This is a genomic window from Brevundimonas sp. UBA5866, from assembly GCF_002432125.1.
In the GTDB taxonomy this organism is placed as follows: Bacteria; Pseudomonadota; Alphaproteobacteria; order Caulobacterales; family Caulobacteraceae; genus Brevundimonas.
On record NZ_DJFS01000097.1, the window covers coordinates 22013 to 34000 of the forward strand.

General features: G+C 62.8%; 16 protein-coding genes. 4 read left to right on the forward strand and 12 right to left on the reverse strand.

Features of this window, described 5'->3' with window-relative positions:
• Nucleotides 1–27: 27 nt before the first annotated feature.
• From B3H86_RS12735 to B3H86_RS12750, 4 genes are all read left to right on the forward strand, one after another.
• The gene (locus B3H86_RS12735; protein ID WP_292054495.1) at nucleotides 28–372 is read left to right on the forward strand and encodes a DUF1491 family protein; all 345 of its coding nucleotides are present in this window, start codon (nucleotides 28–30) and stop codon (nucleotides 370–372) included.
• Between the two features lie 111 nt (nucleotides 373–483).
• Nucleotides 484–864 (forward strand): hypothetical protein, encoded by a 381-nt coding sequence (locus B3H86_RS12740; RefSeq protein WP_292054496.1) that lies wholly within the window; start codon nucleotides 484–486, stop codon nucleotides 862–864.
• Nucleotides 865–926: 62 nt separating this feature from the next.
• Nucleotides 927–2513: a hypothetical protein gene (locus tag B3H86_RS12745; RefSeq protein ID WP_292054497.1), complete on the forward strand. Its 1587-nt coding sequence runs from the start codon at nucleotides 927–929 to the stop codon at nucleotides 2511–2513.
• Between the two features lie 16 nt (nucleotides 2514–2529).
• Nucleotides 2530–3984 carry a tetratricopeptide repeat protein gene (locus B3H86_RS12750; RefSeq protein ID WP_292054500.1) on the forward strand — a complete coding sequence of 485 codons (1455 nt, stop codon included), beginning with the start codon at nucleotides 2530–2532 and terminating at the stop codon, nucleotides 3982–3984.
• Here the strand turns inward: B3H86_RS12750 and B3H86_RS12755 are convergent.
• From B3H86_RS12755 to B3H86_RS12810, 12 genes are all read right to left on the reverse strand, one after another.
• On the reverse strand, nucleotides 3981–4487 hold the full coding sequence (locus B3H86_RS12755) for a chemotaxis protein CheE (RefSeq protein WP_292054502.1): 507 nt from the start codon (nucleotides 4485–4487) through the stop codon (nucleotides 3981–3983). The two genes, B3H86_RS12750 and B3H86_RS12755, sit on opposite strands and share 4 nt — an antisense overlap.
• Nucleotides 4484–5074: a response regulator gene (locus B3H86_RS12760; protein ID WP_292054504.1), complete on the reverse strand. Its 591-nt coding sequence runs from the start codon at nucleotides 5072–5074 to the stop codon at nucleotides 4484–4486. Before B3H86_RS12760 ends, B3H86_RS12755 begins: the two co-directional genes overlap by 4 nt.
• Entirely contained in the window at nucleotides 5074–5433 is a 360-nt protein-coding gene (locus tag B3H86_RS12765) for a hypothetical protein (protein WP_292054506.1), read from the reverse strand. The genes B3H86_RS12760 and B3H86_RS12765 overlap by 1 nt, the downstream gene beginning before the upstream one ends.
• Before the next feature lie 2 nt (nucleotides 5434–5435).
• Nucleotides 5436–5963, reverse strand: a complete 528-nt coding sequence (locus B3H86_RS12770) for a chemotaxis protein CheD (RefSeq protein WP_292054508.1) — start codon at nucleotides 5961–5963, stop codon at nucleotides 5436–5438.
• A gap of 14 nt (nucleotides 5964–5977) precedes the next feature.
• Nucleotides 5978–6367, reverse strand: a complete 390-nt coding sequence (locus B3H86_RS12775; protein ID WP_292054510.1) for a response regulator — start codon at nucleotides 6365–6367, stop codon at nucleotides 5978–5980.
• Nucleotides 6368–6380: 13 nt separating this feature from the next.
• Nucleotides 6381–7415: a protein-glutamate methylesterase/protein-glutamine glutaminase gene (locus B3H86_RS12780; RefSeq protein WP_292054511.1), complete on the reverse strand. Its 1035-nt coding sequence runs from the start codon at nucleotides 7413–7415 to the stop codon at nucleotides 6381–6383.
• On the reverse strand, nucleotides 7412–8293 hold the full coding sequence (locus B3H86_RS12785; protein ID WP_292054512.1) for a CheR family methyltransferase: 882 nt from the start codon (nucleotides 8291–8293) through the stop codon (nucleotides 7412–7414). Before B3H86_RS12785 ends, B3H86_RS12780 begins: the two co-directional genes overlap by 4 nt.
• Complete coding sequence (locus B3H86_RS12790) at nucleotides 8290–8763, reverse strand: chemotaxis protein CheW (RefSeq protein WP_292054514.1); 474 nt, start codon at nucleotides 8761–8763, stop codon at nucleotides 8290–8292. Before B3H86_RS12790 ends, B3H86_RS12785 begins: the two co-directional genes overlap by 4 nt.
• A gap of 2 nt (nucleotides 8764–8765) precedes the next feature.
• Nucleotides 8766–11087, reverse strand: a complete 2322-nt coding sequence (locus B3H86_RS12795) for a chemotaxis protein CheA (RefSeq protein ID WP_292054516.1) — start codon at nucleotides 11085–11087, stop codon at nucleotides 8766–8768.
• Nucleotides 11088–11118: 31 nt separating this feature from the next.
• Nucleotides 11119–11484: a response regulator gene (locus B3H86_RS12800; RefSeq protein WP_292054518.1), complete on the reverse strand. Its 366-nt coding sequence runs from the start codon at nucleotides 11482–11484 to the stop codon at nucleotides 11119–11121.
• Nucleotides 11484–11780 (reverse strand): STAS domain-containing protein, encoded by a 297-nt coding sequence (locus B3H86_RS12805; RefSeq protein WP_292054521.1) that lies wholly within the window; start codon nucleotides 11778–11780, stop codon nucleotides 11484–11486. Before B3H86_RS12805 ends, B3H86_RS12800 begins: the two co-directional genes overlap by 1 nt.
• Nucleotides 11780–11988 (reverse strand): hypothetical protein (locus tag B3H86_RS12810; protein WP_409450248.1); only part of this gene is annotated, 209 nt, incomplete at its 5' end. The genes B3H86_RS12805 and B3H86_RS12810, both read right to left, overlap by 1 nt.

Genomic DNA, 11988 nt, shown 5'->3' on the forward strand with positions numbered 1-11988 from the left:
CGGGACGTTTGCAATCAAGGTTAGCAATTGCTTCTTTCAACAGATGTCTGGGTCTCGGCCCTGATCCGCAGAGCAGAGCTGGAAGGCGCATTTGCAACCGTGGTGCGCAAGGGTGACGCCCGCGCGGGCGATGTGGTGGTCAAGTCGTACAACACATCCACCCGCACCGCCCGCCTGTTCAGCCAGTCGGTCGATATGCAGGGCCAACCCCTGTGGATCCAGCCTGTCGCCAGCGAGTTCGAAAGCGAACTGGACGCCTATCTGGAGCGTCGTCGCGGATATGACCCCGATCTTTGGGTGGTCGAGATCGAGGATCGGCAGGGCAGACACTTCCTGCTGGAAAAGGTCGAGGGCGAGACGTCCAGCGACTGAAATCCGCCTGTCTTGGTGAACGCCGCGTTCACCGCGTTCGTGAACGGGCCGGAAAACAAGCCCGGTCTAAGACGGCATGGCTCCGAACGAGCGACTGGAGGCAAAAAGCCCATGTTGTTCCTGTTGAACGATGTCGTATTCACGCTTGAACCGCCCTCGCCCGCACCGCTGAAGGACGAGCGACGCTTTGCGCCTCTGGAGCTGGATTCGCTGATCGAGCTGGGTTGCGAGCTGTTTTCCGAACATCCCCAGCTGCAGCGCACCCATCCCGAGCGGGCACGACGCCTTGCATGGCTGCTGTCGCGCAAGACCGAAGGACTGAACGCCGCCCTGTTCACAGCGCCCGAAGCGGGATGTCTGCCCGAAGTCGTGGAGCCACGCTTCTGCGCCCTGCCTCTGCCGACGCTCGACCAGCTCTATCAAAGAGCCATCGCAGGGCAGTCCCTTTCTGAAACCACCGAACGCGATATCTGGGGGCTTGTCGCCGCCTAGCTTAAAGCCACGCTTGATAACAGCGATTTGCCATGCAACCCCTCTCCCCAAGGGAAGAGGGAATGAGCATGCACGCTGTCAAATCCAGTAAAGGCGTTCTGCGCCGGTTGATGGGGGCTGGCGCGGCCTGTCTGGCCTTGATGGCCGCTGCGACACCGGCCCTTGCGGACTGGACCCGTTTCGAAAGTCCCCGCTTTGTCCTCTACAGCTCCGGCAACGCCACCGAAGCCCGTGAAATGCTGGAAGAACTGGAAAAGTTCGACCGCATCATGCGCATGTTCATGGGTCAGGACCTGGACGGCGTCCCCTACCGTAAACTGCCCATCTATCTGGTTTCCGGTCCCGGACTGCGCACCATCAGACCCGATGGCAACGAAAATATCGCGGGCTTCTATATCCCGACCGATGAAGACATTTTCGCCGTAGCCACCCGTGGTTCCGACAACCACACCCTGAAGCATGAATACGCGCACCACTTCATGTATCAGGAATTCAGCTATCCCTATCCCGGCTGGTTCATCGAGGGTTTTGCCGAATATTACGCCCCGACCCTGTTCAAGCGTAACGAGACACACGTCGGCGTTCCTTCGCCCGGTCGCGCTTCGGCCCTCAGCTATCTGTCATGGATGTCCATGAACGAGCTTCTGGCCAACCGTCCTTTGACCAAGGCCCGCAATAGCGACAGCTACTATCCCCTGGCATGGCTGCTGACCCACTGGTTCATGGGCGACGCCACGCGCCGCACCCAATTGCACACCTATTTGAGCGAGGTCGGGGCGGGCGGAGATCCCGTCGAGGTCATGCAGAAGGTTACCGGCCTGGATGCGGTCGAACTGCGCCGCACGCTGCGCCGCTATATGAACAGCCGCGTTCCCTATATGGGCGTGCGCACCACCTTTCCCGATATCCAGATCACCAGCGAGCGCCTGCCTGCCTCTGCCGATGACCTGCTGCTGCTCGGGCAGCAGCTGAAGATGGGTGTCAGCGAGGAGCGCCGCGCCCAGACCCTGCAGACGATCCGTCAACGCGCGGCACGTTATCCGGATGATCCGCTGGCACTGTTGGTTCACGCCCATGCGGAACTGCACAACGGCAATGATCCCGAAAAGGCCGCCAGCCTTCTGGAGCATCTGCTCAGCATCGACCCCAACAATGTCGAGGGGATGCAATATCTGGTGCGGGCCAAGCTTGATCTGGCGGACAAGGCCTTTGAAGCCGATGACCAGGAGGGCGGGCAACGGCTGAAACGCGAGGCACAGAGCCTGCTGGCCCGCGCCTATCAGATCGATGATGCCAACTACATCACCATGCTTCTGATGTCGGAGAACCGTCGCACCGACGCGACCTATCCCACCGACAATGACATGCAGGTGCTGGAGATCGCCTATACGCTGGCCCCACAACTTGGCCAGATCCGTTACAACTATGCTGCGGCCCTTCTGCACAAGGGGCGCAATGATGAGGCCATCACCATCATCACCCCTCTGGTCAACAATCCCCACGGGGAAAATCCCGCGGCCAAGGACCTGTTGCTGCGCGCCAAGGGCCAGACCGAAGCCGAGGCCGCGGCCGAGGAAGAGGCCATCAAACAACGCGCCGCCCAAGAGGGTGAAGACGAAGGGGAAGGCACTTCTCCCCCGCAGGCCTAACCGGAACCGTACCCCCATGCGTAAACTGTTACTGCCGCTCGCCGTATCTCTTGCTGCCATCGCCTCACCCTCATGGGCGCAATGGCAAAGTATCGAGGGCGCGCGGTTTGTGGTCATCAGCGAGGACTCCGAACGCAACTTGCGCGCGGCCAGCCGCGAGCTTGAGCGTTTCGATCTGGTCCTGCGCCAATATTTCGGTCGGCCGACGGGCGAAACCGCTGTCCGCAGGCTTCCCGTCTATCTGGTGACGCCTAGAGAACTGGCAGACCTTTATCCGGGCCAGACCCATGTAGCGGGCTTCTATGCGGCCTCCGCCGAAAACATATTCGGAGCAGCCGAACGGCGCGAAAGTCTGGCCACGATAAAGCATGAATACGCCCACCATTTTCTGGCCGGAGAATGGAAAGGGGCCCTGCCTGCGTGGTTCAGCGAAGGCTTTGCCCAGTATTTCTCTACCGCCGAGTTCGACGGGGACAGGGTTCACATCGGCAAGCCACCCGCATGGAGCGGCAATGCCTTGCTCGGTAGTGGCTGGATGCCATTGGACCGCCTGCTGACCGAGCGACCGATCCAGCAGGACGGCAACATCGCGCGCACCTACTATCCCCTGTCATGGCTGTTGACGCACTGGTTCCTCAAGGACGAAGAGAGCAAGGCAAAGCTGGAACGCTATCTGGCGGCGGTCACGGCGGGCACGCCATCTGTCACGGCTATGGAACAGGCCACGGGCATGTCTCTGGAAGAGCTGCGCCGGACACTGTCGGTCTATGCGGGCTCCAACCTTGGCTTCCGTACCGCAACCCTTGCACAGGATAATGCCAACCCGCCGCTGGAGACCCTGCCCGGCGAGGCCGATGAGCTGCTGCTGCCCGTCCTGAGGCTGGCGATGTCCATGCCGGAGTCTGAAAGACCGGCCCATCTGGCGCGCATCCATGCCCTGGCCAGCCGTTATGGCGATACGCCCTATGCCCTCTATGCCAGAGCCTATGCCGAGTACCGGCTGGCCCGGGATTTCGGACAGGCCGAGCCCCTGCTTCAGCAACTGCTGGCGCAAGATCCCGAACATGCCGACGCCCAGCTCCTGCTAGGCCGCATCTATCTGGCGCGGGCGGACAGGGCGGCCCAGACCGGGCAGGAAGCCGATTTGCGCACCCGCGCCCAGACCCATCTGGCCGCCGCCTATCGCATCGATCCGGAAAATCCGTTCACGCTGACAAGCCTTGGCCGGAACAGACGGTTGGCCCCGTCCTATCCGAACGAGAACGATATGGACGTGCTGAGACTGGCCTATGAAATCGCGCCCCAGCATCCCTATACGGGCATCAATCTGGCCGAAGCCTTGATCAAGCTGAACCAGCTGGATGTCGCCAAAGGCATATTGGTGCCACTGGTGAACAATCCGCACCGCGCCAATCCCCAGGCACAGGCGCTTCTGGACCGGATCAACAGCCAGCAGACCCGTCAGGACTAGTCCTTGCGGGCGTGGTCCAGCAGGGCCTTCAATCCGGCCAGCAGGGTGGCGCTTTGCGGCGTCGTCTCGCACCCGGCATTCAGGATCATGCGCAGCGCCCGCACATGCACGCGCACGGAATCGCCGTTCCACTCGCCCGAGGTCTGCATGACGTCCAGCAGTTCGCACAGGCTGTATCCGGCATCATAAAGCGGGCCGGTGTCGAAAAAACCTGCGACATCCAGCATCTGGCTGGCCGTCAGGTAAAAGGCCTCGTCGGGATGGTCCGCGCCCACCTCGACGCGTTTTTCCAGTTCGGACACGGCCAGTTCGACCGAGCGCATGGCGTCCGTCTTGTGCTTTTGCAGACGTTCCTTGGCGCGGCGCTCTATATCGGCCACCGTCAGACCGCCCGGCTCGGCCATTTTTTTGGACAGGCTGGAGACTACCTTTACGGCGGTTGCCCCCTCGCCCTCACCGACCGCCGAACCGGCTGCGATTGTCGTCTCTACGGGTTTGGTCATAGCTGGACCTTCTGCGGTTTGAGCAGGGCGTCGATGTCGGCCTGATCCATGTTCGCCTCCTTGGCGATGCCGATGTGGGCCGAAAGGTCACCGGCACGTCGGCCCTTCTGGCCCAGCGGCGGCCCATAGTTCCGGACACGGCGGTCCGGTCCGACATAGGTCGGGCATTCAATGAATTCACGCGTGTCGCTGGCCAGCCAGATCACGCGCTTCAGCAGCACCTTGGGGGTGATCGGCTTCACCACCACAAAGCTGACCCCGCAGTCGCGGCCTTCGCGCACCTTGGCCTGCGAGGCGTGGCCGGTGACCATGATCACCGGCGTATATTTCAACGGAGCAGGCGTTTCGCGGCGCAGCCAGCGTGTAAACGCATAGGAGTCCATTTCAGGGTCGGCGCAGTCGATAATGATCAGATCGACAGGGCGCTCCTGCAGCAGTTTGACCGCATCGACCGCAGAGGTCAGCTTGATCTGTTCCCGGACACCGAAACCCTGAACCACGGAACCGAGCATATCCAGCGCCTGCTGGTTGTCGTCGATCAGCAAGACCGTCGAATGCTCGAGATTGACCCGATCGTCCTTATTCATCACTCAAACAAATGCAACTCACCGGCATCGGGAGACGCCGAGAGGGCGGCACTGCCCGATGGATTACCACGATGGGCGGCTTCTTGCAGGCGTTCGGCCATTTCCGCCAGAGGCAGGGCGGCCAGTGCCGTATCAAGGGCCTGATCATTGCCCAGTGCCGATGAAAGTCCCGACAGGGCCTCCAGACGCTGGACCAGAACGTCAAAAGCCTGAACCCGCGCCATGTAGGACAGGCGCTGTTGCGGCGGCAGATGCGACAGCACCTCGCCCATAAGATCGCCAGCGGTCTGCACACCCGAAGCAATGTCCGAAAGCTCGTTCGACACGGCCATGTAAAGCGCGCGGGTATCGTGTGACATGATCAAAACAACTCCAAATCGCCGGCCACGACAGACGGTTGGGTGGTCTTTGGCGGCGGAACCGCTGCCACATCCATCACCGCCCGCTGGCGTGCACGTCCACTGACGGGCCAATAGTGCAGTCTACGACCACCAAAGCCACCCAGGCTACCGCCGACGACCGGAATTCCCTCATCGGCCAGAAAACGTTCGGCAAAGGCGGCATTGGCCGCGCCCACATCGCTGAGACTGTCGAACATACGGCCGCCGCCGAACAGCTTGGCCTCCAGACGCTCGCGGCGGCCACCGGCCTTCAGCACATCGTTGATCAGCACTTCCATCGCATAGGCGCCATAGCGGCGGCTGGCGGCGGTGCCGTCCTGGTTCCCTTCGGGCAGAAGGAAATGGTTCATTCCTCCGACACCTGCAACCGGATCGTGCAGGCACAGCGCAACGCAGCTGCCCAGCACAGTCGTCAGCACAACATTGGGGTCGGAGGTCACATAGTGATCCCCCTGCCCGACGTGGATGCGCTTTTCAGTTGCAGACATATCGGAGGATGGCCTCACTGCAAGGGACCGAAGACGGCTTCCAGCTTCTCTTTGAGCTGCTGGGTGGTGAAGGGCTTCACCAGATAGTTGTTCACGCCATACTGCACCGCACGCTGGACCAGCTCGCGGTCGGCACGGCCGGTCAGCATGATGAAGGCCGTCTTGGCGATGGGCGGGTGGGCGCGGATACCGCGCAACAGGCCCAGCCCGTCAAGGTTGGGCATGTTGAAGTCCGAAATCACCAGATGCACCGGCTTGGTGATGACGGCACGCAGAGCGGCCTCACCGTCGGGTGCCTCCTCGATATCGCGCACACCGATTTGTTGCAGGCTGGTGCGGATCAGGGCGCGCATCGTCAGTTGGTCGTCAACGATGAGTGTGCGGATGGCAGAAGCTGCGGGCATGGGGGAATAGTCCTTACGCGACAGTCGATTTTGCGCCTTGGGCGGCGCAGGATTCCAGGATAGCGGGGGCGAGACGGCCGAGCGGCAATTGGCGCTCTACGGCACCGGTTTCGAAGGCGGCCTTGGGCATCCCATAGACGACGCAACTGGCCTCGTCCTGCCCATAGGTGCGCGCACCGGCGTTACGCATATTCAACAGACCACGCGCACCGTCACGGCCCATTCCGGTCAGGATGACACCCGTCATCGGACGACCGGAACGCGCCACTGAATCAAACAGAACATCTACAGAAGGCCGGTGGCCATTGACCGGATCGGCCTCGATCAGCCGGCATCGGCCCGCCGTGACCGTCAGGTGATAGGCGCCGCCGGGAGCGACATAGACATGGCCCGGCTTCAGCACGGCACCGTCCGTGGCCTCGCTCACCGTTGCCGGTGTGCTCTTGTCCAGTCGGGCCGCAAAACTGCGGGTGAAGCTGGCGGGCATGTGCTGGGTGATAACCGTCGCCGGACAGTCTGCCGGAAAGGCCGAAATGATCGTCAGCAGGGCCTCGACGCCGCCCGTCGATGAGCCGATCGCCAGAATATGGTTGGGGTCGGCGTGATAGCCCGCTTGATGGGTCTGGACGGCGCGTGGCTCCAGAGGACGCACACGGGCGCGCGCCGCCGACTTCACCTTGTCGGCCAGATCCGCAAAGGCCTCGCTGGCCGGAACACCGACGGCGGGCTTGGCCACGGCATCGACCGCGCCGATCTCCAGCGCCGCCAGCGTCACATCCGTGCCCGCCTGCGTCAGGGTCGAGACCATGACCACCGGCATGGGCCGCAGGCGCATGATTTTTTCGAGGAACTCCAGCCCGTTCATATTGGGCATCTCGACGTCGAGCGTGATGACGTCGGGGTTCAGTTCCTTGATCTTGGTGCGCGCATCCAGCGGATCCTCCGCCGTGCCGACAACATCGATGTCGGGATCACGGCGAAGAACGGCCGCGATCAGGCTGCGCATGGTGGCGCTGTCGTCTACGACCAGAACACGCACGCGACTCATGCTGTGCCCCGTGCCGTCGATGCGACGCGCAGATATGTCGTCAGACCACAGGTCTGGAACAGCGGTGATGCCGGTCCCGAGACACGCTCGGAATGGCCGATATAAAGCGCCCCGCCGGGATTGAGGATCGGAGCGAAACGGCTCCACACCTTTTCCTGGGTCGCATCGTCGAAATAGATCACTACGTTACGGCAAAAGATAACATCGAACCGTCCCTTCATCGGCCAGTCACCGATGAGGTTCAGCTCCTTGAAGACCACCAGACGGCGCAGGGTCTCATCAGCCTGCGAATAGCCCGGACGGTCAGCGACAGGGTGGAAATGGCGACGGCCCGAAGCCGGTACCGGCTGCAGAAGGTCGTCGGAATAGATGCCCGTCCTGCCATCGGCGACCATGTTGGGGTCGATATCCGTCGCCAGGATGCGGACATCGAGGTCCAGCGCCTCGGGCAGTTTTTCCAGCACGGTCAGGGCCATCGAATATGGCTCCTGTCCGTTCGAACAGGCTGCCGACCACAGACGTACACGCCCCCCCGCCCGCGCACGGGCGGCCAGCTCGGGCATGACCACATCACGCAGATGGTCGAAATGGTGTGGCTCGCGATAAAAGCGCGTCACATTGGTCGTCAAAGCCGCCGTCATCGCCTGACGTTCTTCAGCCCCCTCATGCGACTCGATCAGAGCCACATATTCGGCGAAGCTGCGCAGCCCCAGCGCACGAAGGCGCTTGGCCAGACGCGAATAGACCAGCGCGGCCTTGCCCTCATGCAGGGCAATGCCGGCGTGGGCATGCAGGGTGCTGGCGATATGGCGAAAGTCCTTGTGGGTGAAGGGGAACTCCCCTTCCACCAAGGTGTCCCGCCCGGCGGTCATGGTCATGCGGCTTCGGCCTCGGCCTCTGCCGGCAGGACGTGTTCTAGATCGATCAGGCTGATCATACGGCCGCCCTCGACCGCGAAGATGCCCTTCACAAAGGCTTTGACGCTTTCCGAAGCGACGTCCGGCGTCGGCTGGATCGAGGCGTCGGTCAGCTGCACAATGTCAGACACGGCATCTACCAGCAGGCCGACCAGGCGCGAACCGACGTGGGCCACCATGATGACGTGACGCTCGGTCGGCTCTCCGGTCTGGAGGCCGAAACGGGCACCCAGATCGATGATCGGCAGCACCGTGCCGCGAAGGTTGATCACACCCTTCATATAGGTGGGCGAGCGCGGAAGCGGCGTAGCCGGGGTCCAGCCACGGATTTCGCGCACGCTCATGATATCAACGCAGAACTCTTGTTCACCAATGCGGAAGGCGATCAGCTCGCGATCGGTACCGGCGACGTTAGGGGTGACTTGGGTCATGTTCAGCTCGCCATTTTCAGTTCAGCACGGGGGGTAGGACGACGCCGTCCGGTCGTGACCAGAGCGTCGATATCCAGGATCAGGGCGACACGCCCGTCACCGAGGATGGTGGCCGCCGCCACGCCTTCGACATGGCGGTAGTTGGTTTCCAGCGACTTGATGACGACCTGTCTCTGACCGTGGATGGCGTCTACCAACAGACCGGCACGCTGGCCGTTCTCGGTCTCGACAATCATCACCACGCCGCCCTTGAGATCGGTGGCTCCGGCACGGAAGCCCATGCTCTGCCCGACATCCACCAGCGGCACGAACTCGTCACGGAACATCAGCACCGGATCGACGCCGCCGACCAGATGGATGTCTTCGGGCTTGGGTGTCAGGCTCTCGACGATGGCGGCCAGCGGCGCGACCAGAGTCTGTTCGGCGGCACCCACGACCATGCCATCCAGCACCGCCAGCGTCAGCGGCAGCGACATGGAGAAGGTCGAGCCCTTGCCGGGGTTCGAGCTGATGGAAATACGGCCGCCCAGTGACTGGATGGAGCGGCGCACCACATCCATACCCACGCCGCGCCCCGACACATCGGTGACTTCCTTGGCGGTCGAGAAGCCCGGAAGGAAGATCAGGTTGTCCACCTCGTCATCGCTCAGCACCTGATCGGGGGTGATCAGGCCGCGCTCTTCGGCGATGGCGCGGACGCGTTGGCGGTTGATGCCCTTACCGTCGTCGGTGATCTCGATGACAATGCGGCCCGAGCGGTGCAGGGCGGCCAGTTTGACGGTGCCCTCGGCAGGCTTGCCCGCCGCTTCGCGTTCTTCCGGCGTTTCCAGACCGTGGTCGATGGCGTTGCGCAGCATATGGGTGATCGGCTCGGCCAGACGTTCCACCACGGTTTTGTCGACCTCGGTGTCCTCGCCGGTCGTCAGCAGTTTGACGCGCTTGCCCGTCATGTCGGCGACTTCGCGCACCAGACGCGGCATGCGCTGGAACACCGACTTCACCGGCTGGGCGCGGATGGCCATCACACTGTCCTGAATCTCGCGCGTCAGCAGCTCGAGGTCCTCGAGGCCTAGCGAGATATCGGACGAGCGGGCCAGTCCGCTCTCATAGACGCGCTGGGCCAGCATGGCCTGCTGGATCACCAGTTCGCCGACAGCATTGATCAGACGGTCCACACGCTCCAGATCGACGCGGATCGTCACAGGGGCCTGCGCAGCAGGCGCAGAAGCATTGGCCGCGACCGGAGCCGCAGGAGCGCGGGGCGCAACCGGTGCGGCCTTAGGCTGGGGGTCTGATGCCGTATCGGCCGGGGCTGCTCCGCCAACAAGGCGGGCCGCCGTATCGGCCTGGGCCAGCGCCACCAGGGCCGCGATATCGGCCTCTGCCGCCGCCGGTGCGTCCAGGGACGGCAAACCGCCCGTATCGTCCAGATCGGGAAGTTCAGGCAGGGCGGGCAGTTCAGGCAGGGTATCGTTGGCCACGCCCTCGCCCATCACAGGCGTGATGCTGAGGTCGCAATCTGTTTCCACGAAATCAAACACATCACGGACTTCGGCCTCATCGACCGGAGCATCCAGCATGATGGTCCAGACCAGATGCGAGTCCTGCGGGTCCAGCGCATCCAGCGACGGCAGGCCGCTGTCATCGACCTCGACCGACACCGGACCAAGACGGCCCAGTTCACGGATCAGCAATCCGGTTTCATTGGCATTGGCATAAAGGCGCGGGTGCGGTCGGAAGATGATCTTCCAACCGGTCTGACGGGCCGTCGCCGCATCCACCAACGGCGGAAGATCCAGCGCAGGCAGGTCATCAAGCGCGGGCAGACCGCCACCCAGATCGTCCAGCGACAGGGTCAGAGGCGTAAAGCCGAAATCGTCCTCGTCTGATGCGGCCGCCGTGGCTTCTCCCGGTGCAGCCGATACCGGCGCACCGTGCGTCAGGGTTTCCAGTTCGTAGATCAGCGCCTGCGAGCGTTCCGGATCAACCGCGGCACCGGCACCGCGCGCCGCCGTCACATGGTCGTTCAGTACGTCGGAGGCCCGCAGCAGGGTGCGCACAACCGTTTCGTCCACGGCCTTACGCCCCGAGCGCAGTTCGTCCATCAGGGTCTCGAAGACGTGGGCAAAGCGGACAAGATCGTCCAGACCAAAGGCCCCCGCCCCGCCCTTTACCGAGTGAACGGCGCGGAAACAGGCGTTGATGGTCTCGATATCGGTATCACCCGATTCAAGGGCCAGAAGGTTGCTCTCGAGGTCACCCAGCAGTTCTTCGCATTCCTGGAAGAAGGTGGCCTTGATCGCTTCGAACGGATCTTCACTCATGACTGGGGGGTCGTCCTCGTATCTGCTCAGATCAGGCGGCAACACGGCGGACAGCGTCCACCAGACGTACGGGGTCGAAAGGTTTGACGATCCAGCCCGTGGCACCGGCGTCGCGGGCGCGCTGCTTCTTGGCGGCGTCGCTCTCTGTCGTCAGCACCAGCACGGGCACGCCACTGTAATCAGGGTTGGCGCGCATGCCCTCGATGAAGCCGAAGCCATCCATACGCGGCATGTTGATGTCGGTAATCACGATGTCCGGGCGCTCCTGTTCGAGCACCTCCAGGCCGTGGACTCCGTCCACGGCTTGAACCACGCGGTAGCCTGCATCCTGCAAGGCCAGCATCAGCATGTCGCGCATGGTGCGCGAGTCATCCACGGTCAGAACGGTTTTAGTCATTAGGCGGCGTCCTGCGCTACGAGCTGTGTGGGGGAAGCTCCAAAGCTAAGCCATTGCTCGTTCATGGCTTTGGAAACATTGAGAAAGATCAAAGCGTGCCCGTCGGCCTGCCAAGTCTTGATGGCCGACAGCAGCAGTTGCAGCCCCAGACCGCCCAGGCGTTCGACCGCCGAGCCATCAAGGGTCACCGCCTTGCCGCGCTGTTCCATCAACTCCGCCTTCAACGGCCCAACCGCCCGCAGATCGACGACTGCGGGCAGGTTGATGACAGGATTGGCGCTTGGATCTTGGCTCATCAAAACTCCTCCCAGCCGTCTTCTGCCGGCTGTGATTTCAAGGCTGCGTTGCCGATGCCGCTGGCGCGAAGGGCGGCGACAGTCTCGGCGACAGAGCGATTGGCTGCGGGCATCGGCTCATTGGCCGCGCGCAGGGGTTTGGCAGGCTTGGTCACCGTCTCGGCGGCGACGGGGGCGGCCACCGGCGCGGGTGCCGGCTTGGCCACAG